Below are 22739 nucleotides of genomic sequence, written 5' to 3'. Positions count from 1 at the left end.
TTTTTTTAAAACAAACCTTTTAAGGTTGTTTTAAATCCTAATTGTTATTTTTTTAAATAACAATTTTAATTAAAACCTTGTTTTAAACACAAGGTAATTATTTTTAAATTAATTTAAACGTATCTAAATTTAAAATTTATTAAGAAACTACTGTTTCTTGATTTGATACCCTATCTTTATATAACCACATTTTAAATTTGGTAACAAGATAAAATAAAATTGGGACAACTATTAAGGTTAAAAATGTTGCTACAAAAAGACCGTAAATAACAGTCCAGGCAAGGGGACCCCAGAAAATAACATTATCACCTCCCATGTAAATATTTGCATCAAACTCGCTAAATAAAGTAAAAAAGTTAATATTTAAACCTGTTGCTAACGGAATTAAACCTAGAATTGTTGTAATTGCAGTAAGTAAAACAGGACGTAAACGTGCTTTTCCGCCTTTTACAATAGCTTCAATTAGTTCGTTTTTATCTAAGTATTGGTTGTCTTCTAAATTGTTTTTAACTTTTCGTCTATCAATTAAAAGTTGCGTATAATCTAAAAGTACAACGCCGTTATTTACAACAATCCCTGCAAGAGATATAATACCCATCATAGTCATCATAATAACAAAAGAACTTCCAGTAGCTACAATACCTCCAAATACGCCTATTAAACTTAAAAATATAGCTAGCATTATAATGCCTGGTTTAGAAACCGAGTTAAATTGAAATATTAAGATAAAGAATATTAGACCTAAACCTGTAAAGAAAGCTCCCATTAAAAAGGCCATTTGCTTATTTTGTTCTTCAATTTGCCCTGTGTAATCAATTTTAACACCTTCAGGTTGTTCTGTAAAGCTTTGCATTTCGTGTTGAATTTTTGATACAATGGCACCAGCATCGGTATATCCAGATGCTAAGGCAGAGTATAAAGTAACAACACGTTTAACGTCTTTATGTTTTATGGCACTAAAGCCAGAACTATTAGATTGTTTGGCAACTGTAGAAATAGGAATTTCTTTTATTTGGCCAGATGCCATATCTCTAAATGTAATTCTTTGATTAAAAATAGCGCTTGTGTTATATCTGTTTTCTTCATTAAAGCGTACGTAAATATCATAATCTTCTCCATCTTCTTTGTATATACCTGCTTTAGCTCCAAAAATAGAGTTACGAAGTTGTTGTCCTACTTGACCAGAGGTAACACCCAATTCGCCAGCCTTTTTTCTATCTACAACAACTTGCATGGAAGGTTTAGATTTGTTTACGTCTATTTTTAACTCATCAATACCTTGAATGTTTTTAGAGTTAATAAAATCGCGCATTTTTTCGGCTGTTGCAATTAATTCTCCGTAGTCTTCACCTTCTAATTCTACGTTAATTGGATAACCGGCAGGAGGTCCAACAGCATCCTTTTCAACAGAGATAGCAACTCCAGGGTATACATCTTTTAAATCTTCTTGTACTTTTTTAAGAAGTTCTTGACTATCTGCGCCTTCTCTAAACTTATATTCGCGCATGGTTGCTGTTATTTTTCCTCGATGCGGCATTTCGGCAGCAGAACCTCCGTCTGTTTGCGGGTTTCCTGCACCTTCGCCAACTTGAGATACGGCACTTTCTGTTAAGAAATTAAAATGGCCATGCATATAGGCTTCGTTATTTATAATTTTATAAACACGTTGCTCAATATCTTTAGTAATCGCATTCGTTTTTTTAATATCTGTTCCTTCGGGATATTCAATATAAACTATAATTTGATTTGGTGTGTTATCTGGAAAAAACTCTACTTTAGTACGTTGACTTCCAACCGAGGCACCAAAGCCCATAAAAGCAATAAATAATAAAATAATGGTTACAACTGTAATGATACCTGGTTTTTTCCCGCTTAAAGCAAAGCGTAACGATTTTTCGTATACACGTTCCCAGCGTGGTAAAATTTTATTTTGAAATCCGTTAGCCCAACTTCTTAAAAATAAACGGTAAACCCATAGTAAAACAACAGTTATAACCATAAGGGTTCCTAGACCTCTGTAAGCTCCGCCAAAAAATAAAATAAGCAATCCAATACCTCCAACAATTATAGATAGTTTTATAATGCTTTTTAAAGGCATGTTTTTGTCTTCTATGGTCATGTATTGAGATACTAAAACCGAGTTAAAAAAGATGGCAACAAATAATGATGAGCCTAATACAACCGATAGTGTAATGGGGAAATAAATCATGAATTGTCCCATAACACCTGGCCATAAACCTAAAGGAATAAAGGCGGCTACTGTAGTTGCTGTTGAAATAATAATAGGAAAGGCAATTTCTCCAATACCTTTTTTAGCAGCTTCAATACGGCTCATACCTTCTTCAGACATTAAACGGTAAACGTTTTCTACAACAACAATACCGTTATCTACTAGCATACCAAGTCCCATAATTAATCCGAAAAGAATCATCGTATTCATGGTGTAGCCTAAATAGTTTAATATCATGAGCGACATAAACATAGACATAGGTATGGCAAACCCAACAAAAAGGGCGTTTTTAAATCCTAAAAAGAACATTAAAACGGTTACAACTAAAATAATACCAAATATGATGTTGTTTACTAAATCGTCTACTTGTCCGATGGTTTTTGAAGACTGGTCGTTAGCTATAGTAACAGTTAAATCTGGCGGAAATTTATTGTCTAGAGCATCTTTAACTAAAACCTGAATTTGCTCGGCAGCAGCGACCATGTTTTTCCCAGCTCGTTTTTTAACATCTAGCATTACAACGGGTGTTCCAAACTCTCTTGCATATGTTGTTTTATCTTCGTCTTTAAAGGTTACTTTAGCAACATCTTTTAAGTAAATAGATTTGTTGTGTTCGGCTTTTATTACAAAGTTTTCTAGTTCGTTAGGGTTTTCAATTTCGCCTAAAATCCTGATGGTTCTACGTTGCCCGCTAGTAATTAAATTACCTGCAGACATGGTCATGTTTTCTCTACTAATGGTATTAATAATATCGTCGAAACTAACTTGGGCTGCCATCATTTTATAAATATCTACAGCAACTTCAACTTCTTTTTCTTGAGCTCCACGAATATCAACTTGCTTAATTTCTTGGAGTCCTTCAATTTCGTCTTCTAAATATTCTCCAAATTCTTTAAGTTTATCTACGGGGTAATCGCCAGAAATATTTATGTTTAGAATTGGGATTTCTTCAGACATGCTTAAGTCGAATACATTTGGTTCGACTTTAGCGCCGTTAAATGTTGGCCAATCTTCGCCGGAGGTTTCAGAGTCTACCTCGTCTTTTACTTTTTGCTTTGCGGCTTCAACCGATATGTTTTCGTCAAACTCTACAATTACTATGGAGTAATCTTCTTGAGATGTAGATGTTATTTCTACAACATTACTTACTGTTTTTAGTTTGTCTTCAATAGGGTCTGTAATAAGTTTTTCAATATCTTCTGCTGTGTTTCCTGGGTAAACAGAGCTAATGTATATTTTAGTTTCTTTAATTTCTGGGAAACTTTCTCGAGGCATACTAAAATAAGCGCCTGCGCCTAAAAAAAGTATCAACGCAATTAACACATACATTGTGGTTTTGTTGTTGATGGCCCAAGAGGATAAACCAAACTCTTTATTTACTTTTTTCTTTTTTTTATCTTTAGTCATTGGTTTTGGTCTTTAGTATTAGTTTGCGTTTTCAATAACAAGAATTTTTACTTCTTGCCCGTCTTTAACACTACGCGCCCCTTCGTCAATAATTTCTTCGCCATTTTCTATACCAGAAAGCACTTCAATATGGTCGCCTTGAGTTTTGCCTGTTTCAATAAATTCACGCTTTACTTTGGCTTTGTTTTCTGCCTTATCTGTTATAGTGTATACATATTGTTGTCCTTCGGCATTTTCTGAAATAATGCTTTGCGGAATTAAAATAGCTTTGTTATTGGTATAGTCGTTTATTTTAAGTTTTGCTGTTAGGTTAGGCTTTATTGCTAAGTCTTTGCTAGGAATAGCAACTTCAACTTTAAACGTTCTATTTGCAGGATTAATAAAGTTACCGGCTTGACGTACTTTGGCGTTAATGTTTTTACCTAAAACGGGGAAGTTTACTTTAACTTCTTTGCCTTTAACAATGTTTGATACATAACGTTCTGGTACATCGGTTTCAATATACATATCATTTAGGTTTACAATTCTAAAAAGCATAGATTGTCCTGGGGCAACAACGCTACCTTGGTCTGTAATAACATCGTCTATAGAACCAGAAAAAGGTGCGCGAACAACAGTTTTGCCTACTTGTTGCTCTAGTTGTTTAGTAGCTTCTAGTTGCGATTCGTAAGAGGCTTTTGCTTGTAGGTATTGAATTTCACTACCTATTTTTTGGTTCCATAAGCGTTTTTGGCGCTCGAAAGTTGTTTTAGCTAATTCTGTTTGAATTTTTAATTGCGATAGTTGTTGGCTTAGTCCACCATCGTCAATTTTAGCTAAAATTTGTCCTTTGCTTACTTTTTGCCCTTCTTTAACATACACACGAGATAATACTCCAGAAAATTCTGGATATATTACTATATTTTGTTTTGTGTTTACATTACCTTGAAGCTCTACAAAATGATTAAAAATGGTTTCTTTTGCAGTAAAAGTGGTGATTAATGGTACTTTTTCTTGCGGGTCTAAATTTTTTATGGTTTTTTCTAATTGTTTTAATTGATTAGAAATTTCTTGAGATGAAGCGTCTAATTCGGCCTTTTTTTGCCTAATAAGCTCTAAATTGTTTGTTGCTATTATATCTTCAACAGATTTTTTCTTGTCGCCTCCGCAAGAGGTTAAAAGAAAGCTTACTAATACGAGTGCATATATATATTTCATTTTTGATTGATTTTTAATTGTTAATAGTATTTAGTACAGTTTCTAGTTCGGCTTTTTTTGTTATAACGTCTAGCATGGCTTGAAGAAAATCTTGTTGCGAACTATATAATTGTGTTTGTGCTTGCCTTAAATCGAAACTAGAAGCAATGCCTTCAAAAAACTTGGTTTGGTTTTTTTGTTCGATACGTTGGGCAAGGTTTAGGTTTTTCTTTTTGTTTTCGTAATCTTCAATAGCGTATTGGTAATCGCTTTTAGCAGAAGCAATTTCAAGTTTTAAACGTTGTTCGGTTTCGGTAAAATCTTCTCTAGATTTTTCAAGGTTTATTTTAGCTCGTTGTGTGGCTGCTTTTTGTCCAAAGAAATTAAAAACAGGAATTTTTAAACTTACGCCAAAGGCTGCTGTTGGTACCCAAACTTGATTTTTATTTAAAAACCTAAACTTTTCGTTAAAGCCTAAATAGTTTGCGTTTATAAAGGTGCTTAGTTTTGGTAAAAATTCGCTTTTTTCTAGTTTTACTAGAAGTTCTTTTGATTTTATATCGTTTTCGGCAATTTTATAATCTATATTTTGTGTAATGTCGTAGCTATTATTTAAAACATTTAACGATATGTTTTTTACGGTTAAAAACTCTAAGCTATCACTTAAAGTTAAACCATCGTTTAGATCGCGACCTAATGTTATATTTAGCATTTGGTACGATAAATCTTTAAGTCGGTTAACATTGCTTAAATTGCTTTTAATTTCAGATAATGTAATTTGTAATTGTTCTACACTTTCTTCTTCTTCTAATCCGTTTTCGTAAATTTTTGTAAGCTCGTTTAAGTTTTTTGTTAAAATGGTTACATTACGTTCTAGTATTTCTGCGCTAGATTCTGCTAATAATACATTGCCGTAAGCGTTTATTACTGCTTTTCTAACTTCTAAATCTGTTTTTTCTTTGGCGTTTTTAGAGATTTCTAAAAATACTTTTGCAGATTGTAAACCTACTAAATAAGAGCCATCAAAAAGTAGTTGCGTTGCAGAAGCCGATGCGGTAACAGTTTGTTTTGCTCCAAACTCTGGTACGCCATCATTATCAAAATCTACGGCACCAAATTGGCGTTCAATATTGTTTTGGTAATCTATACCAGCACTTATTTGCGGAAACCCAATGGTAGTTGTTTCCCATTTTTGTTTTATTGCAGACTGTATGTCTAAAGCTGCATTTTTTGCAGTTCTGTTATGTTCTAAAGCATAATTTATAGCCTCTTGTAAAGAGAAGCTTTGGTTGTTTTCTTGCGAAAACATGGCAATAGAACTTATTAAACTAAATAATACAATTAGTTTGTTCTTCATTTTATGATTGATTTGATGTTATAAATTGATTTAATATTTGTAACCCTTTTTCTGTTATAATGGCTCTTAAATGATACTCTAAATAGCTTTCCATTAAATATTCCATAGAATAAACGTCTTGAGGGAAAATAGAAATATCCTTAATACCTGTCATGCCATTAAAGTACATTCTAGAAATAAAATCTACATTAATGTTTGGCCTAAACAATCCTGTATCAATCCCTTTTTGTAAACTGTCTTTTACAGAATCGTGCATTTTACCAAATTGTTTAAGCTTTAATGCATCGTATATTTTTGGGTAGTATTTTTTAAGTTGAAATTGTGGTGAAGCTTTCTCGCTTTTTAAATGCTGCATTACGTACATTTTTATTGAGTATAACTCCTCAATAGGGTTGTTTGATGCGTTACAAATACCATCAATACCGTCGCATATAGTTTCAAATAATTCAAAAGTAACAGCTTCAACAAGTTTTGTTTTATTAGCAAAATGTACATAAATGGTTTTTTTAGATATGCCCATTTCATGCGCTATATCGTCCATGGTAACACTTTTAAAACCAAGTGTTAAAAACATTTCTGCTGCTTTATGTGTAATTTTATCTCTCATAATTTTGTGCAAATATAAGTGCGGAAACTTTCAAAACAAAAAAAGTTTCCTGAGTTTTAATGTTTTTTTAACATATCCGTTACATTCCTGTTTTGAATTGTTACGAATTACCCTATTTTTGTTTAATGCTTTCAATAGAAAAATATCAAGACGAATTTTTACAGTTTTTAGAAAATTATACTGTAGTTAAAGAACCTAAAAACCTTTATACACCTATTGATTATATTTTAGGTTTAGGAGGAAAACGTTTACGCCCAGTTTTAACTTTAATGGCTGCCGATATTTTTAACGGCAATTATAAAAAAGCATTGTTTGCAGCTTTAAGCATTGAAGTATTTCATAATTTCTCGTTAGTTCATGACGATATTATGGATGCTGCACCATTACGTAGAGGTAAGCAAACAGTACACGAAAAATGGGATGTAAATACAGGTATTCTATCTGGCGATGCTATGTTAATTATGGCATATCAACTTTTTGAAAAGTACGATGCAAGTACATTTCAAGCTTTAGCAAAATTGTTTAGTAAAACGGCTCTAGAGGTTTGTGAGGGCCAACAATACGACGTTGATTTTGAAACTAGAAGCGATGTAACCATACCCGAATATTTAAAAATGATTGAGTATAAAACGGCAGTTTTAGTAGGTGCGGCTATGCAAATGGGTGCTATTGTAGCACAGGCATTACCTGAGGATCAAAAAAATATTTACGAGTTTGGAAGATATTTAGGTATTGCTTTTCAGTTACAAGACGATTATTTGGATGCGTTTGGAGACCCTAAAACATTTGGGAAACAGGTTGGAGGCGATATTATTGAAAACAAAAAAACCTATTTGTATTTAAAAGCTATAGAGTTTTCTAATGAAGCTGATAAAGAAGAGCTTCAACAATTATTTACATTAAACCCTAAAGATGTTAATAGTAAAATAGAAAGAGCAAAACAGTTTTTTATATCTACAGGATCGGCAAATGCTACTAAACTAGCTATTAAAGATTATACCAATAAAGCGTTTGCGGTTTTAAATGCTTTAAATATTTCTGAAGATAAAAAATTACTATTAAAAGCATTTGGTAATAATTTAATGAATAGAACGGTTTAATGCAATTACCTACAACTTTTGAAAGTTTAGTTGAAGAAGCAAATCGGTTAGATTTGTATAAAAAATTAATTATTCAGCTTAATAAAGATTTTCATTTGGCTAATATAGATTTAGATTTTCATGAAGATGTTTTACCTTCAAGTTTAAAGCTCTTATTACATGAAACGGTTTATAAGCTTATTCAAGAAAAATTTACCGAATATTTAAACTTACTTTATATTATTGATGTTTCTGAAAATCAGGTAAAAGCCTTACAAGGTGATGATACGATAAAACTATCGGAAGATGTTGCGTTTTTAATATTAAAACGCGAGTGGCAAAAAGTGTGGTTTAAACATAAATACTCGTAAAACCACACCTTTTTTATATGATTTTAGGCAAAACTTTTTTCTAATAAAATAGCTTTGGGGTGTAAAATATTGTTTTCTAGATGTATGTGTTGGTGTAAATCTTCTTCAAACTCATTAAGTTTAGAGTACAAAGCCTTAAAGGTATTACAAGCATTTTTTGGAGCTACGTAATTATTTGTAAGTTGGGCTATGGTTTTAAAAATATTACCAGCCAATTCATGTTCCGATTCCATCATATTAATAGGGTTATTTACTGTACCAAAATTAGGTTTTGTAAAAGTTGTATTTTCTTCTTTATGCTTAAGTAGTTTTTTTATGTAAGGAAAAAGAATGAGTTCTTCTTTTTTTAAATGCGTAGCTAACTCGTTAGCAACTTCGGTAAAAAGGGTGTTAATTTTAATAACTTCTGGGTAATGGTGCCCATGAACTTTAGCTACTTTGTTTGAGTATTGTAGTATTAGAGGTATAGATGCTTCTACATAGCTATGGTGTATGTTAATAATATGGTCTATTAAAAAATCGAGCTTCCAAGCATTGTAGTTGTGTGTTTTTGCAGCCTGATTAACAGCCAATAATTCGTTTTTAATTTCTGTATAATTAATGTTTTTGTTTTCGCAGGCTTTTTTAATACTAATGTTACCACCGCAACAAAAATCTATACCATGTTTTTTAAATATGTGCGCTGTTTTAATATTTTCTGTAACAGCTTCGGCTACTGTTTTATGCTCTATTGTATTCATGTTTATATATGTTTTTATAATTAGAAATCTTTCTTTTTACATTTGCTTACCATTTTTAAAACAGGTAAAATAACCCAGATTAGTAATGTTAATGATGATGCTATAAGCCCAAAGTTAGTACCGAAAAACTGTTTAAAAACAGCACCGGTATAACCAAGTAATGCCGATATGTCTAGTTTTAAAAGAATAAGTGTTCTTGATAAATCGATAGGATTTATTAAGGTTCCTATTAAGGAGAGTCTGTCTAGTGGGTAATCTTCAAATAAAATAAGGCTCATTAAAAAAACGCCATCGTAAATAATGGCAAGAAAGAGCCAAAGTAATATGGCGTAACCAAAACCTTTTATTTTGTTTTCGTTTAGTAGTGCTATATTAAAGGCTAAAGCCGTAAATATTAGTGTTAAAAAAGTACCAGTAATAAGTAATAAAGAAAAGTCCCAAATGGCATGACTTTTAAATAGTCCATAAAATACAAAGGGGATGCCTAAACCTAATATTAGGCTCATAGATAGTGATAGGGCAACACCTAAGTATTGACCTAAAAAAATGGACGAACGCTTTAAGGGTTGTGCTAATAAAAGTTCTGTAAACTCTTTGGAATTATAGTAATACATAACACCAAAAATGGTTCCTATTAAGGGTACTAATACTATAATAACATTCATTAAAGTAATAACTGCTTTTGATAGGTTGTTGTTTAAAAATAACAATACAACGCCAAGTAGAGAATAGAAAGCGAAGTATACATAACTCCACCGGCTTCGTATTAAATCGTAAAAACTATATTTTAATATTTTAAGCATGGTTTTTTGTGAATATAGATGCTATTGCATGTTCGAAATCTTGTTGTTTTGTTTTTAATTTTAATTCTGAAATAGAACCTTTGAAATATATTTTACCTTCTAATAAAAACACAATTTCATCTGAAACCTCTTCAACAAAACTCATTATATGAGAGGTTATTAATATGGTTTTGCCTTTAGCCTTTTCGTTTTGAATTAATTTTTTTAGTCTAATAAGTGAAATTGGGTCTAGCCCAGTTGTAGGTTCGTCTAGAATAATTAATGGGCTATTAAACATAAAAGTTAAAACAATATTTACTTTTTGTTTTGTTCCGCCAGAAAGGTTTCCTAGTTTTTTGTTTAAAAAAGGTTCTAGTTTAAAAAGTTTAATTAAGCGTATATCTTCATTAGTTTTGCCTCGTAAATCTTTAATCATTTTTATAAGTTCTTTAACCTTTAAGTTGCTTGGAAAGTTGGCTATTTGAGGTAAATAATCAATTTTATTACGATATTTTGAGTGTTTTTTAATATCCTTGTCTAGAATAGTTATTGTGCCTTTGTTAGGTATAACCATACCTAATATAGATTTTATTAATGTGGTTTTTCCAGATCCATTAGGGCCTAGTATTGCAAATATGCCACCTTCATTTATTTTAAGGTTTACACCACTTAAAACCATATTTTTATTAAATTTTTTATGTAAATTTTCTATGTTTACCATGTTGTTTTTTTTATTAATGGGTTGTGGTCTAGTAAATTATCTGGTGTAAAAACAGGCGATACTTTTTCAGAAAAATCAATAATATCTATGAACATGCTTCGTAGTAGAATAATGGTTTCTGGTGTTCTGTTTACTATATATGAAAATAGTTTTACAGGTCTGTATGGTATATCTCCAACACCATTTTTATCTAAATCGTAGCCTGTGTAATTGCTCCAATAATTTCTATCAAAAACATTGTCGTTTACATTGCTGTTGTAAGAAATATCGAAAGCGTTATACAAGAAATTGTTTTCTGTAAAACTATTGGAGTAGCATGCGCCACGTACCTTAATTGCCCAACCATTATTTGTAAAGTTGTTGTTTTTATACGTAATTCGGTTAGAGCCTTCTATATTAATACCTATGGTGTTTTTGTTAAATGTATTTCCTGTAATTTCGGCATCGTTTATTTCTTTTAAAAGCATACCGTATGATGCTGTGCCCCAATTTTCTTTAAACGTGTTGTTTATCATTTTAATTTTTTTTGAAAACATAACAGCTACACCAGCGCCGTTATTTTCGAAAATATTGTCTTGATAAATGTCGCGGTTAGAAAACATAAAATGTAATCCGTAGCGTAAATTTTGAGCACTAACGTTATTTTTTATTAAGCAATCATCAGAAAATTCTAAATAAATACCGTCTCTAACATGCTCTATATAATTGTGTTCTACTTCTACATGGTGGCTATACCATAGTTGTATACCATTACCAGAATTATATTCTTGAACGGCATTGCCAATTATTTTGTTATGGTATACTTTTCCGTAACTAGATTTTTCAAGGTAAATGCCAAAAAAAAGCTTTTCTAAAACTAGATTTTTAATTAAGAAATTTTTACTTTTTCTAACTCTTATAGCTGCAAAATCTTCGGTATAACTAGTGCCAACATTTATAATAAACAAACCATCAACAGTTACGTTATTAGATGTAATGGTAATTATTTCGCCTTTTAGCTCGCCATCAATAATCGGGTAGTTTTCGCCAATAATAGTTAATGGCTTGTCAATTAAAATACCATGTGTTTTATATGTACCTTTTTTTACAATTATGGTATCAAAATCTTTAGCAAAACTAATGGCGTCTTTTAAAGTAGAAATGTTGCAAGTTTTACACACCTTAATAGGTTGAGTAAATACAGGATAATACATAAGTATTAAAAAAAATAGGATGCTATGTTGTAAAAGTGTTTTCATTTATAACACATTGTACTTTAACCCAAAGTTAATTGTTAGGTTCTCGTTCATTTGGGTACCATTGTAGTTTTCGTATATTGGTGCACCAGCCTCAATACCTAGTCTAAATTTTTTAAAGCTAGAGGTTTGGGCAAACGAAATATTTACACCAAAGAACGATTTAATTTTACTGCTTCCGTAGTTGTTTGTGTTGGCTGTAGTAACCATCATTGGGTTTAAATCTGGATCATTACCTTTTAGCTTGCTTTCGCAAACACCTAATAGCCTTGCAGATATACTTATGTTACTATTTATCGTGTAAGCACCCCAAGTATTAAGTTTATAAACGTTGCCAAAACGATAGTTTTCGCTGTTTTTTCCAGTTCTAATAGTGCTTAAAAATTGTGTTCCTAAAGAAGTATTAGTATAGTTTTTTTTAAATGTGGCGCCAACTATAACATCAAAGGTGCCGCTGCCTAATTGCATGGCGTAAGGTAGTTTAGCATTATTATTCATAGGTGTTTTGTCGTGTTTGTTAATAGCTCCTACAGGAATACTTAAGCTTCCGTTTAAATGAAACGCTGTTTTATGGTTGTTAAATACACCATACAAAGCACCAATACTTAAGTCGCCAAAGCCAGAAGAATTTGTAGAAAAGTTGTTAAGCATTGGCATACCATTCATCATCATATTTGCGGTTAAATTCATATTGTTTTTTTTAACATTTTGCATGAGCATAAGTGTAATTTTGTTGGAAGGTGCATACATAATTCCTAGCATATACATGTTCATTTTCATTTCTTGAGGCGCTACCATATAGTTATTATATATGGTTGTATTACTTGTATTATTTGTGCCAGATTTATTACCTTCCATAGTCATGTTCATGTACCTAAAAGATAGCATTAAGCCACCTTTACTGTGCAGATGATCGCCCATAACACCAATAGGCGCATGTGCATCTGGGCGGTAATGGTTGTGATGATTGTGGTTAGTTGAACCAAATTTTGATTTTTTGAATAACGCTTTAACGTCGTTCCAGTTGTAAATAGTGCCGCCTTTTTTTGTTTGTAAGGTTGTTGCCTCATTTTTGTTTTTAAATGCCGATAAGTTTGCTCCCATAGGGCTTGGTATGGCTTTACTTATTAAGTATACAGCTGTATTGGCATCAATAAGATTTCCTGTTTTATAATTAGAAACTTTTGGTGAAATAATTTCTGTTTTATTTGTGCTTTGTAAATAATTTATTAAACATTCTATAGCATCAAAATGAATTGTTTTGTTATTAATTACGGCTGAAGCTTTATGAAAATTATCTTTAATAATCATATTACAATGTGCGCATTGATTGTTGTTTTGAGCGCATATTTGGTTTAAAAATAAATGCACAAACAAGACTGAAAGTAAATAAATACGTTTCATAGATATAGATTTTAGTAATAGAATTAATTTCTATTTGTTGTTTAAATGGCTTAAAAGTTCGTACCAGTTGTAAAGTGTACCACCTTTACTTTTTTGGATGTTTATAGCGTCTTCTTTGTTTTTAAAAGCCGATAAAAAAGCACCCATTGGACTTGGAATGTTTTTGCTAATTAAAAACGTTGCTTTTGTGGCATCTATTAAGCTTTCGGGTGCTGTGTAATTATTTGATAGGTAGTGTTTTACTTCATTAGGGTTAAAATCGTTCAAGAAATTAACCATGCACTCTGTAGCATCAAATTTATATGCTTTGCCTTTTTTAGTTACAATTTGGGCGGCATGAACCTTGTCTACAATTGTCATTTTACAATAATGGCAACCATCGTTTCCGTAGTCTATAGGTTGCGGAGATGTATTGCAGCTAAAAAGTATGAGTATGAATACAAATAATGAATAATGTTTTAGTGTTTGCATAGTTTTTAGTGTTTTAAATGCGTTTATTTTATTTAAATAAGCTTTTAGGTTGTGTTTGTTTTTGTGTTTTTCTTTCCTATTAAGAAAGCTACAAGGCTAGATGTAATGCCTAACCCTAAAAATAAAGCTCCTAAACGTGGGTAGGAATGTGCTTTAAAATTTAAAATGTCTTTACTGCCAAATAAAGGAGGCTGAAATCCCATTTGTGTGCCATCTGGGTTTGTAAATTTCATGATAGCCTTAGGGTCTAAGTTGTGTCCGTAATCGTGCTCCCAAATATAAAAGTCGTACAGACCAGCGCTACTTAATACAATCATTAAAACAAACCAAGCTAAGTACCATTTATAATTGCCTTTAAATGCAATAATTAAACCTATAACGGTTGTTATTATAATTCCAGCAGGGAAAATTTTAAATTCTGGAATAGCTTCAGGTATATATTTCATGCCAACATAATGATTCATTAAATTGATGTTTTTAATGTCGTGTGGGTTGGCATCAGAAAAATCATTGATGTGTATAAACATGCCCAAAGGAGTTGGGTATTGTGGTGCTTCTAAGGTGATTTTCCATAGCGGAAATAAGAATAGTCCTAATGGAAGCAAAGCGGCAATAAACATGATGATTTTAGATCTTTTCATGGCGTAATTTTTAAGGTTTTATAGTGTTTAAATGAAAGGCGAGAGCGAAAAACAACTCTCGCCTTTATTAGGAAAATAAACACTAAAACAAAATTCTCCTAAGTGTTGTTACTCAATATCTTCGCCAAGCGACCATTTTAATGGTGTGTTAGCATTTGCAGCAGATACTCGAACATAGCCTTGCATTTCTTGGTGTAACGCAGAACAGAAATCGGTGCAGTAAAACGGCCATACACCTTCTTGTTTAGGTTCCCAAGCAAATGTTTCGGTTTGTCCTGGCATTATTAATAGTTCTGAAGTATTGGCTCCAATCATGCTTACACCGTGAGGCACATCGTAATCTTGTTCTAAATTGGTTACATGGAAATAAACTTTATCGCCAACCTTTATGCCTTCAATATTATCTGGGGCAAAGTGGCTACGAATCATGGTCATATATACATGAACTGTTTTTCCATCTCTAACTACTTTTGTGTCCATTTCGTTTTTAGTAGCAAAGGGGTGTTTATTATCTGCTAAATTGAAAATCTTTTTAGAGCGCGGTTTTATTAAATCGGCAGGGCAACCAGCTGCGTAATGGGGTTCTCCAATAGTTGGGAAATCTAATAGCAACTCCATTTTGTCGCCAGATATATCATATAGTTGAGCAGATTGAGTTACTTCTGGGCCTGTTGGTAAATAGCGATCTTTTGTTATTTTATTCATGGCTACTACATATTTACCAAATGGTTTTTGCGAGTTTCCGCCAGGAATCATTAAGTGACCAACAGAATAGTAGCAAGGTTGTCTGTCTACAACTTCCCAAGTGCCTAATTTCCATTTTACAACTTCTGATGAAATAAAGAAAGTTGTATAGGCATTTCCTTTACCATCAAACTCTGTGTGTAAAGGCCCTAAGCCAGGTTGTTCTACAGAGCCAGCTAAAACATCTTCAAAATTTAAGATAGGAATACCGTAAGCATCGCCAGCAAATTTTTTGTTTTCAATGGCATTAAGCATTTTTGTAAAGGAGTGTACGGTTAAATTAGCTGATAGTTTTCCATTACCAACAATGTATTCCCCGGAAGGGTCAACATCACAACCATGAGGTGATTTAGGTGTAGGTAATAAAAATACAGCTCCAGGAACATCCATAGGGTTTACCGTTAGTACTTCTTTTTTCATGGTAGAGGTTGCCATGTGTGTGCTTTCATCATAAACATTATGTGCATAATTTGCAGGCATCATTGTACCGCCACCATTATTTACATATTCTTCAATTTTTTTCCAGTTAACGGCTGCAATAAAATCTTTATCGTTTTGTGATGCATTAACCTCTAGAAGTGTGCTTGCTTCTTCAGAGTTATATGTTGTAAAGAAGAACCATCCGTGAGATTTTCCTCGGCCAGGATGCGATAAATCATAATCAAAGCCAGGCATAATTAATTGAAATTTAATATCCATATGCCCATGTTCTGGTTCTACAGATATAAAAGTTAAAGAGCCTTTAAAATTTCCTTTATAATCTTTAATGGGCATGTCTTTTTGAGGAATTGGCACAGAAAAGCGTGTTCCAGCAACAACATACTCGGTGTTTTCAGTTACAAATGAAGAACTGTGGTTACCAGCGCTATTAGGAACTTCTATAATTTCGGTAGTTTCGAATGTCGTTAAGTCAATTTTTGCAATTCTAGGGGTGTTGTTTCCGTTTATAAAAACCCAACGGCCATCTATTTCTCCGCTAGTTTGCGAAATATCTGGGTGGTGGGCATCATCCCAAGGCACAAAACCGTGCGATGTATTTAGCATAGGTTTGGTTTCTTCATTGTAGCCATAAGCTTTTTCGGCATCTTGAGAAAACACAGGTATAACTTTAAATAATCTTCCTGAAGGCAAGCCGTAAACAGATAATTGACCGCTAAATCCACCAGATATAAAAGCGTAAAATTCATCATGTTCGCCAGGAGCAACATAAACTTTTTCGGCAACGTTACTAGCAAGAGCTCCAGACTTTTTACTAGATTTATTAGTGTTATTACAGCTAGTAAATGCAACAAGTACACTTAATATTGCAATGGTTGATTTTAATATTTTTTTCATTGTTTTGTGTATTTAGTTAATGTTTTATTAATTGGTTGGAGGTATTAAAACTTTATCAATAACATGTACAATACCGTTTCCAGCTTTTACACTTCCTAATATTTTGGCGCCACCTATTAATGGTTCGCCATTAACAACTTCTACTGTTACATAGTCATTATTGGCTTGTCCTAATTTTTTAAATTTCTTTAAAAAGTCTTTAGAGTAATTTCCTGGTGTAACATGGTACTTTAAAATATTAGCTAATGCGTTTTTGTTTTCTGGTTTAAGTAAGTTTTCTACAGTTCCTTCAGGCAAAGCTGCAAAAGCATCGTTTGTTGGAGCAAAAACCATTAAAGGCCCTGTGTTTACTAAAGCATTTTCTAATTGAGCAGCTTGTACAGCAGCTACTAAAGTGGTATGGTTTTTAGAGCCAATGGCTATGCTTAAAACAGTTGGTTTGCCTTCGTCTTCTGTAACAAAAGCTTGTCCGGTTCGTTCTTGAGCAACGTTTTGAGTTGTTTTTGGAGTAGCTGTAGAAGTGTTTTTGGTATTGTTATTACAAGAATAAATAAATGTTAGGCATACTAAGGCTAAAAGAAATTGTTTTAAAGGTTTCATGATTAACTTATTTTAATGTTCTAAAATATTCTAATACTGCTCTAGCATCTTCTTTTGTTAAGTTTTGGTTAGCCATAGGAGAACCATTAAACTCTACTAATAAAGCTTTTGCTAAAGGGTCTTTTTGTACCATTTCGTCTGGGTTTAAAATCATATTCATAACCCATTCTGGAGATCTGCGTTCTAGAATTTTAATTGGTGCTGGTCCAATAAATTTTTTGTTAGGTCTGTGACATGCCGTACACATTTTTTTAAACACATCGGCACCATGCAATGCCATAGTTTGGTCTATTTCTGCCGGTAAATTAAGTGAGGTTATTGGTCCAACGCCTTTGTTGCTTAAATCTATTTGCTTTGAGGCTGGGACAGTAGTTTGTTTTTTTACAGTTTGTTCTGTTGAGGTTTTTTTCTCATACGAAAAACCTTCTTTCTTTTTTTCTTCTTTACCACCGCAAGCTATTAGTAATATTGAAAATAGAATTGCAGTTAATTTTAGTGTTGTCTTCATATTAGTTGATTTTATGAAGCAAAACTATGTAGTATTAAGAGGAAATAATATGACAAAAATCATATTTAAGATAAAAATATCTTTTTTATATTTGCTTAAGCTTTTAACATTAAATCATGCTTTCTAACTCTTCAAAATATGCTATTAAAGCGGTTTTGTATTTGGCATTACATGCTAACGAAAACCATAAAATTATGGTAAAGGATATAGCTAAACCTGTAAATGTACCGCAAGCGTATATTGCAAAATTGCTTCAAGAATTAGCAAAAGAAAATTATATTTCTTCTACGCGCGGGCCAAAAGGTGGTTTTTATTTAACACCTAAAAACAAAAACCAACCTGTAATAAATATTTTAAAAATTATTGATGGAGAAAAAAGGCTTACTAGTTGTATGCTAAGTTTAAAAGCATGCAATAAAAATAAACCTTGCCCATTGCATGCTACATTAAGTTCGTCAAGAGAAAAAATAATAAAAGTATTAAGCCAAAAAACCATTAACGAGTTGGCACTAGATGTGGAGCGTGGAAACTCTTATTTACCGTTGTAGATATTAAAAATAAAACCTAACAAAAGGCGCCCAAGGATCTGCATAAATACTTTTCTCATCATCGTATAACACATCATATCTTACACCAAAGGTTACGTTGCCGTTACGATAACCTACTCCTAAATATAAAGCTGGAATCCAATAGTTATCATCTGGAATGTTAATATTCGCGTCATATCGTCTGTTTACATTAAGTTGCTCGAATTCCGATGAAATTTGAATGGCTTGTACAGGGTTAAAAAGCCCAATTATACTGCCTCCTAATATGGTAGATTTGTAAGTGTTTTTTTGGTTGTTAAAAGTTGCATTAAGCCCTAAACCTAGAGCAAAGTTTTTGTCAAACTCATAAATACCACTAGGTGCAATGGTTGTGCTAAAAAAGCCATCACCAAAATTTAAACCTAGACCGCCACCAAAACGAACTTTACTCCAAAAATCATGCTTCGAATTTTGAGCTGTAACATTTTGAAAACAAAAAGATAAAATTATTAAAGTAAATACAGTTTTTTTGTTGATAAAAGGAATTAAATTCATGATAATTATAAATTTTTGAAAAATTAACAAATATTTTAACAAATTTGTTAAAAGAATAATATTTGCTATAAATATAGCTAAAGAATCATCTAATTTTAGTAAAAGTTGTATTTTTGACGAATATTTTACTAAATCGATATAGTATAAAAACAATAATGGATAAATTTTCATTTTTAAACGCAGCACACACAGCATTTTTTGCTGATTTATATGAGCAATATCTACAAAGTCCTGATTCTGTAGAACCAAGTTGGAGAGCTTTTTTTCAAGGTTATGATTTTGGTAGTGAAAACTATGGTTTAGATGGCGAAATAATTGAAGGCGTTTCAACTCAAATTCCAGAACATGTACAGAAAGAATTTCAAGTTGTAAAACTAATAGATGGGTATAGAATGCGAGGTCATTTGTTTACAAAAACAAACCCTGTTAGAGCAAGACGTGCTTATTCGCCAACTTTAGATATTGAAAACTTTGGGCTTAATGCTAGCGACTTAGATACCGTTTTTAATGCAGGAGACATTTTAGGAATTGGTGTGAAATCTTTGCGCGAAATTATTGTTCATTTAGAAAAAATATATTGCGATTCTATAGGTATAGAGTACATGTATTTAAGAAACCCCGAGGTTATTGCTTGGTGGCAAGAACAATTAAATAAAAATAATAATCAACCCAATTTCTCGGTTGATACTAAAAAGTATATTCTCTCGAAACTAAACCAAGCAGTTACTTTCGAGAACTTTTTACAAACCAAATATGTTGGTCAAAAACGCTTTTCTTTAGAAGGTGGAGAGTCTTTAATACCAGCAATTAGTAACGTGCTTTTTTATGCCGTTGAAAAACATGGTGTAAAAGAATGTGTATTAGGAATGGCACACCGTGGGCGTTTAAGCACGCTTGTAAATATTTTTAGAAAACCGTTAAACGAACTATTTAGCGAGTTTGATGGTAAAGATTTTGAAGACGAAAATATTGATGGAGATGTTAAATACCATTTAGGTTTAACTCTTGATAAAACTTACCAAAACGGTAAAAATATTAAGATGAATTTGGTACCAAACCCTTCGCATTTAGAAACCGTAGCTCCAGTAGCCGAAGGTATTACCCGAGCTAAAATAGATACCGATTATAAAGGCGACGACTCTAAAATATTACCCATAGTTGTTCATGGCGATGCTGCAATAGCAGGCCAAGGTATTGCTTACGAGGTAGCACAAATGAGCCAATTAGCAGGATATAAAACCGGAGGTACTGTGCATATTGTGGTTAATAACCAAATAGGGTTTACAACCAATTATTTAGATGCAAGATCAAGTACCTATTGTACCGATGTTGCAAAAGTAACCCTGTCGCCAGTAATGCATGTAAATGCAGATGATGCCGAGGCCGTTGTACATGCCGTTGAAATGGCATTAGAGTATAGAATGCGTTATAAAAAGGATGTGTATATAGATTTATTGGGTTATAGAAAATATGGACATAATGAAGGAGATGAACCTCGATTTACGCAACCAAAACTATATAAAGAAATAGCAAAGCATGCTAACCCGTTTAAAATATATGCCGATAAATTAATAGCAGAAAATACTATTGATCAAGCATATGTAGACAAAATAACATCAGATTTTAAGGATACATTAGAGCGAGAATACACAAAAGCAAAAGAAGCCGAGTCATCAAAGGTACGCGAGTTCATGCAAGAACGATGGATCGATTTTAAACGCCAAGGTGTAGACTCTATGTTAGTTTCAGAAAACACGTCTTACCCAAAAGAGAAATTAGAAGGTATTTCAAAAATAGTATCTACAGTTCCAGAAGGTGTAAAATTTTTACGAAAAGCAGAGCGTATTCTTGCTGGTCGAGAAAAAATGGTTTTTGAAACCGATACTTTAGATTGGGGAATGGCAGAAACATTAGCCTATGGTAGTTTAATGGAGGAAGGCTTTAATGTGCGCATATCTGGCCAAGATGTAGAACGCGGAACATTTAGCCACCGTCATGCTATTTTAAGAGACGAAATTTCCGAAGAGCGTATAAATCTTTTAAATACAAACCCAGAAAATAAAGGTAAAATGGATATTTATAATTCATTTTTATCAGAGTATGGTGTACTTGGTTTTGATTATGGTTATGCCATGGCAAACCCAAATACATTAACCATTTGGGAAGCTCAATTTGGAGATTTTAGTAACGGAGCGCAAATTATTTTCGATCAGTACCTATCTGCTGCCGAAGATAAATGGAAAGCTCAAAATGGTATTGTAGTTTTATTACCACACGGATATGAAGGGCAAGGATCAGAACATTCATCAGCAAGAATTGAACGTTATTTACAATTATGTGGCGATGATAATATGATTGTAGCAGATTGTACAACACCAGCAAATATGTTTCATTTGTTGCGTCGTCAAATGAAACGCGATTACAGAAAACCATTAATAGTTTTTACACCTAAAAGTTTATTACGTCATCCAAAAGCTGTTTCTTCTATAAAAGAACTAGCTTCTGGTAAATTTGAAGAGGTTATTGACGATACAATAAACCCAAAAAATGTAAAGAAATTAGTGTTTTGTACAGGTAAGTTTTATTACGATTTATTAGAAGAAAGGGAAAACCTTGGCAGAGAAGATATTGCTTTAGTTAGAATAGAACAATTATTCCCACTTCATTTAGATAAGATACAACAAGCAATTAATAGATATCCAAATGTAGAAAACTATGTGTGGGCACAAGAAGAACCTAAAAATATGGGAGCATGGAGTTACATGTTACAACGCTTAGACATTGTTAAGTTACAAGTTTGTTCTAGGCCATATAGTTCGGTACCAGCTCCAGGATCAAGTACAAGAGATAAAAGAAGACAAAAACGAGTTATAGATTCAGTTTTTGATAAAGAATAGTAAAATAGAAATAAGACATTAAAATTATAAACAATGATTTTAGAAATGAAAGTGCCTTCTCCAGGCGAATCTATTACAGAAGTAGAAATAGCAACTTGGTTAGTTGAAGATGGTGATTATGTTGAAAAAGACCAAGCTATTGCAGAAGTAGATAGTGATAAAGCAACATTAGAATTGCCAGCAGAGGCTAGCGGAACCATTACACTAAAAGCAGAAGAAGGCGATGCTGTAGAAGTTGGAGCTGTAGTTTGTTTAATAGATACAAGTGCAGAAAAACCAGCCGGTGGCGAAACACCTAAAACCGAGGCAAAGGCAGAAGCACCAAAAACTGAAGCACCAAAAGCACCAGCTACAGAAACTAAAACGTATGCTACAGGAAGTGCAAGCCCAGCTGCAAAAAAGATTTTAGCAGAAAAAGGTATGGATGCAGGATCTATTGCCGGAACAGGAAAAGATGGAAGAGTTACTAAAGATGATGCTATAAATGCAGTACCATCTATGGGAACTCCAACAGGAGGATCTAGAGGCACATCAAGAAGTAAAATGTCTATGCTTCGTCGTAAAGTAGCAGAACGTTTAGTTGAAGCTAAAAATACAACAGCAATGTTAACTACGTTTAACGAAGTAGATATGTCTCCAATATTTGCATTACGTTCTGAATATAAAGAAACATTTAAAAATAAGCATGGCGTTAGTTTAGGGTTTATGAGCTTTTTTACACTTGCTGTTGTAAGAGCATTAAAAATGTACCCAGCCGTTAATTCTATGATTGATGGTAAAGAAATGTTAAGCTATGATTTTTGCGATATAAGTATTGCTGTATCAGGACCAAAAGGTTTAATGGTGCCAGTAATTAGAAATGCAGAAAATTTAAGCTTTAGAGGCGTAGAATCTGAAGTTAAACGTTTAGCACTACGTGCTAGAGATGGGCAAATTACTGTTGATGAAATGACAGGAGGAACATTTACAATTACAAATGGAGGCGTATTTGGTAGTATGCTATCTACACCTATAATTAACCCACCGCAAAGCGGAATTTTAGGTATGCATAATATTGTTGAACGCCCTGTAGCGGTTAATGGTAATGTGGAGATAAGACCAATTATGTATGTAGCATTATCTTACGATCATAGAATTATTGATGGTAAAGAAAGTGTTGGTTTTTTAGTAGCAGTAAAAGAAGCTTTAGAAAACCCAGTAGAAATATTGATGAACAACGATGTTAAAAAGGCTTTAGAGTTATAACATTGTAATAAAAAAAATAAAAAAAGGGTGTTACATAATTATGTAACACCCTTTTTTAGTTATGGGATTATGGGGATATATAAACTAACTAAAACACATAACTATAT

20 protein-coding genes are annotated in these 22739 nt (G+C 32.6%); 5 read left to right on the top strand and 15 right to left on the bottom strand.

The window, feature by feature from the left end:
- Positions 1–139: 139 nt before the first annotated feature.
- From ACNG5D_RS10715 to ACNG5D_RS10700, 4 genes are read right to left on the bottom strand one after another with little or no spacing between them, the layout of a single operon-like run.
- A complete protein-coding gene (locus tag ACNG5D_RS10715) occupies positions 140–3637 on the bottom strand; it encodes an efflux RND transporter permease subunit (RefSeq protein ID WP_418183519.1) in 3498 nt (1165 codons plus the stop codon).
- An 18-nt stretch (positions 3638–3655) separates the two neighbouring features.
- Complete coding sequence (locus ACNG5D_RS10710) at positions 3656–4834, bottom strand: efflux RND transporter periplasmic adaptor subunit (RefSeq protein WP_418183518.1); 1179 nt, start codon at positions 4832–4834, stop codon at positions 3656–3658.
- Between the two features lie 13 nt (positions 4835–4847).
- Entirely contained in the window at positions 4848–6170 is a 1323-nt protein-coding gene (locus tag ACNG5D_RS10705) for a TolC family protein (protein WP_418183517.1), read from the bottom strand.
- A 1-nt stretch (position 6171) separates the two neighbouring features.
- Complete coding sequence (locus ACNG5D_RS10700; protein WP_418183516.1) at positions 6172–6777, bottom strand: TetR/AcrR family transcriptional regulator; 606 nt, start codon at positions 6775–6777, stop codon at positions 6172–6174.
- Positions 6778–6902: 125 nt separating this feature from the next.
- Here ACNG5D_RS10700 and ACNG5D_RS10695 point away from each other — a divergent pair, with 125 nt between their 5' ends.
- Together ACNG5D_RS10695 and ACNG5D_RS10690 are read left to right on the top strand one after the other, a co-directional pair.
- Positions 6903–7877 carry a polyprenyl synthetase family protein gene (locus tag ACNG5D_RS10695; protein WP_418183515.1) on the top strand — a complete coding sequence of 325 codons (975 nt, stop codon included), beginning with the start codon at positions 6903–6905 and terminating at the stop codon, positions 7875–7877.
- Positions 7877–8227, top strand: coding sequence for a hypothetical protein (locus ACNG5D_RS10690; protein WP_418183514.1), 351 nt, complete (start codon positions 7877–7879; stop codon positions 8225–8227). The genes ACNG5D_RS10695 and ACNG5D_RS10690 overlap by 1 nt, the downstream gene beginning before the upstream one ends.
- A 23-nt stretch (positions 8228–8250) precedes the next feature.
- Here the strand turns inward: ACNG5D_RS10690 and ric are convergent, their stop codons facing one another.
- The 10 genes from ric to ACNG5D_RS10640 all read right to left on the bottom strand — a co-directional run bounded on the left by ric (position 8251) and on the right by ACNG5D_RS10640 (position 17408).
- Positions 8251–8967, bottom strand: a complete 717-nt coding sequence (gene ric / locus ACNG5D_RS10685) for an iron-sulfur cluster repair di-iron protein (RefSeq protein WP_418183513.1) — start codon at positions 8965–8967, stop codon at positions 8251–8253.
- A gap of 20 nt (positions 8968–8987) precedes the next feature.
- On the bottom strand, positions 8988–9770 hold the full coding sequence (locus ACNG5D_RS10680; RefSeq protein WP_418183512.1) for an ABC transporter permease: 783 nt from the start codon (positions 9768–9770) through the stop codon (positions 8988–8990).
- Complete coding sequence (locus ACNG5D_RS10675) at positions 9763–10470, bottom strand: ABC transporter ATP-binding protein (protein ID WP_418183511.1); 708 nt, start codon at positions 10468–10470, stop codon at positions 9763–9765. Before ACNG5D_RS10675 ends, ACNG5D_RS10680 begins: the two co-directional genes overlap by 8 nt.
- Positions 10464–11708 carry a nitrous oxide reductase family maturation protein NosD gene (locus ACNG5D_RS10670; protein ID WP_418183510.1) on the bottom strand — a complete coding sequence of 415 codons (1245 nt, stop codon included), beginning with the start codon at positions 11706–11708 and terminating at the stop codon, positions 10464–10466. Before ACNG5D_RS10670 ends, ACNG5D_RS10675 begins: the two co-directional genes overlap by 7 nt.
- Positions 11709–13109, bottom strand: a complete 1401-nt coding sequence (locus ACNG5D_RS10665; protein ID WP_418183509.1) for a nitrous oxide reductase accessory protein NosL — start codon at positions 13107–13109, stop codon at positions 11709–11711.
- A 30-nt stretch (positions 13110–13139) separates the two neighbouring features.
- Positions 13140–13580, bottom strand: a complete 441-nt coding sequence (locus ACNG5D_RS10660; RefSeq protein WP_418183508.1) for a nitrous oxide reductase accessory protein NosL — start codon at positions 13578–13580, stop codon at positions 13140–13142.
- 44 nt (positions 13581–13624) lie between these two features.
- Positions 13625–14221, bottom strand: coding sequence for a hypothetical protein (locus tag ACNG5D_RS10655; RefSeq protein ID WP_418183507.1), 597 nt, complete (start codon positions 14219–14221; stop codon positions 13625–13627).
- 108 nt (positions 14222–14329) lie between these two features.
- Positions 14330–16300, bottom strand: coding sequence for a Sec-dependent nitrous-oxide reductase (gene nosZ, locus ACNG5D_RS10650; protein ID WP_418183506.1), 1971 nt, complete (start codon positions 16298–16300; stop codon positions 14330–14332).
- Positions 16301–16327: 27 nt separating this feature from the next.
- Positions 16328–16900 (bottom strand): fasciclin domain-containing protein, encoded by a 573-nt coding sequence (locus ACNG5D_RS10645; protein ID WP_418183505.1) that lies wholly within the window; start codon positions 16898–16900, stop codon positions 16328–16330.
- A gap of 7 nt (positions 16901–16907) precedes the next feature.
- Entirely contained in the window at positions 16908–17408 is a 501-nt protein-coding gene (locus tag ACNG5D_RS10640) for a c-type cytochrome (RefSeq protein WP_418183504.1), read from the bottom strand.
- 116 nt (positions 17409–17524) lie between these two features.
- Here ACNG5D_RS10640 and ACNG5D_RS10635 point away from each other — a divergent pair, with 116 nt between their 5' ends.
- Positions 17525–17956, top strand: coding sequence for an RrF2 family transcriptional regulator (locus ACNG5D_RS10635; protein ID WP_418183503.1), 432 nt, complete (start codon positions 17525–17527; stop codon positions 17954–17956).
- 3 nt (positions 17957–17959) lie between these two features.
- Here the strand turns inward: ACNG5D_RS10635 and ACNG5D_RS10630 are convergent, their stop codons facing one another.
- Complete coding sequence (locus ACNG5D_RS10630; RefSeq protein WP_418183502.1) at positions 17960–18661, bottom strand: alpha-ketoglutarate decarboxylase; 702 nt, start codon at positions 18659–18661, stop codon at positions 17960–17962.
- On the opposite strand from ACNG5D_RS10630, the gene ACNG5D_RS10625 reads away from it, so the two are divergent.
- Positions 18646–21387: a 2-oxoglutarate dehydrogenase E1 component gene (locus ACNG5D_RS10625; RefSeq protein ID WP_418183501.1), complete on the top strand. Its 2742-nt coding sequence runs from the start codon at positions 18646–18648 to the stop codon at positions 21385–21387. The genes ACNG5D_RS10630 and ACNG5D_RS10625 overlap by 16 nt on opposite strands.
- Positions 21388–21420: 33 nt before the next feature.
- A complete protein-coding gene (odhB, locus tag ACNG5D_RS10620) occupies positions 21421–22632 on the top strand; it encodes a 2-oxoglutarate dehydrogenase complex dihydrolipoyllysine-residue succinyltransferase (RefSeq protein ID WP_418183500.1) in 1212 nt (403 codons plus the stop codon).
- The last annotated feature ends 107 nt before the right edge of the window (positions 22633–22739 follow it).

It is taken from the genome of Algibacter ulvanivorans (assembly GCF_048381495.1).
Lineage (GTDB): Bacteria > Bacteroidota > Bacteroidia > Flavobacteriales > Flavobacteriaceae > Algibacter_B > Algibacter_B ulvanivorans.
Note: the sequence above shows the minus strand (reverse complement) of the source record. Positions and strands in the feature narration are given on the sequence as shown.

Coding starts and splice junctions, on each gene's coding strand:
- ACNG5D_RS10670 (WP_418183510.1), bottom strand. CDS start 11,708: ATGAAAACACTTTTACAACATAGCATCCTATTTTTTTTAATACTTATG.
- ACNG5D_RS10675 (WP_418183511.1), bottom strand. CDS start 10,470: ATGGTAAACATAGAAAATTTACATAAAAAATTTAATAAAAATATGGTT.
- ACNG5D_RS10665 (WP_418183509.1), bottom strand. CDS start 13,109: ATGAAACGTATTTATTTACTTTCAGTCTTGTTTGTGCATTTATTTTTA.
- ACNG5D_RS10635 (WP_418183503.1), top strand. CDS start 17,525: ATGCTTTCTAACTCTTCAAAATATGCTATTAAAGCGGTTTTGTATTTG.
- ACNG5D_RS10690 (WP_418183514.1), top strand. CDS start 7,877: ATGCAATTACCTACAACTTTTGAAAGTTTAGTTGAAGAAGCAAATCGG.
- ACNG5D_RS10680 (WP_418183512.1), bottom strand. CDS start 9,770: ATGCTTAAAATATTAAAATATAGTTTTTACGATTTAATACGAAGCCGG.
- ACNG5D_RS10655 (WP_418183507.1), bottom strand. CDS start 14,221: ATGAAAAGATCTAAAATCATCATGTTTATTGCCGCTTTGCTTCCATTA.
- ACNG5D_RS10660 (WP_418183508.1), bottom strand. CDS start 13,580: ATGCAAACACTAAAACATTATTCATTATTTGTATTCATACTCATACTT.
- ACNG5D_RS10695 (WP_418183515.1), top strand. CDS start 6,903: ATGCTTTCAATAGAAAAATATCAAGACGAATTTTTACAGTTTTTAGAA.
- ACNG5D_RS10630 (WP_418183502.1), bottom strand. CDS start 18,661: ATGAAAATTTATCCATTATTGTTTTTATACTATATCGATTTAGTAAAA.
- ACNG5D_RS10640 (WP_418183504.1), bottom strand. CDS start 17,408: ATGAAGACAACACTAAAATTAACTGCAATTCTATTTTCAATATTACTA.
- ACNG5D_RS10715 (WP_418183519.1), bottom strand. CDS start 3,637: ATGACTAAAGATAAAAAAAAGAAAAAAGTAAATAAAGAGTTTGGTTTA.
- ric (WP_418183513.1), bottom strand. CDS start 8,967: ATGAATACAATAGAGCATAAAACAGTAGCCGAAGCTGTTACAGAAAAT.
- odhB (WP_418183500.1), top strand. CDS start 21,421: ATGATTTTAGAAATGAAAGTGCCTTCTCCAGGCGAATCTATTACAGAA.
- ACNG5D_RS10625 (WP_418183501.1), top strand. CDS start 18,646: ATGGATAAATTTTCATTTTTAAACGCAGCACACACAGCATTTTTTGCT.
- ACNG5D_RS10705 (WP_418183517.1), bottom strand. CDS start 6,170: ATGAAGAACAAACTAATTGTATTATTTAGTTTAATAAGTTCTATTGCC.
- ACNG5D_RS10645 (WP_418183505.1), bottom strand. CDS start 16,900: ATGAAACCTTTAAAACAATTTCTTTTAGCCTTAGTATGCCTAACATTT.
- nosZ (WP_418183506.1), bottom strand. CDS start 16,300: ATGAAAAAAATATTAAAATCAACCATTGCAATATTAAGTGTACTTGTT.
- ACNG5D_RS10700 (WP_418183516.1), bottom strand. CDS start 6,777: ATGAGAGATAAAATTACACATAAAGCAGCAGAAATGTTTTTAACACTT.
- ACNG5D_RS10710 (WP_418183518.1), bottom strand. CDS start 4,834: ATGAAATATATATATGCACTCGTATTAGTAAGCTTTCTTTTAACCTCT.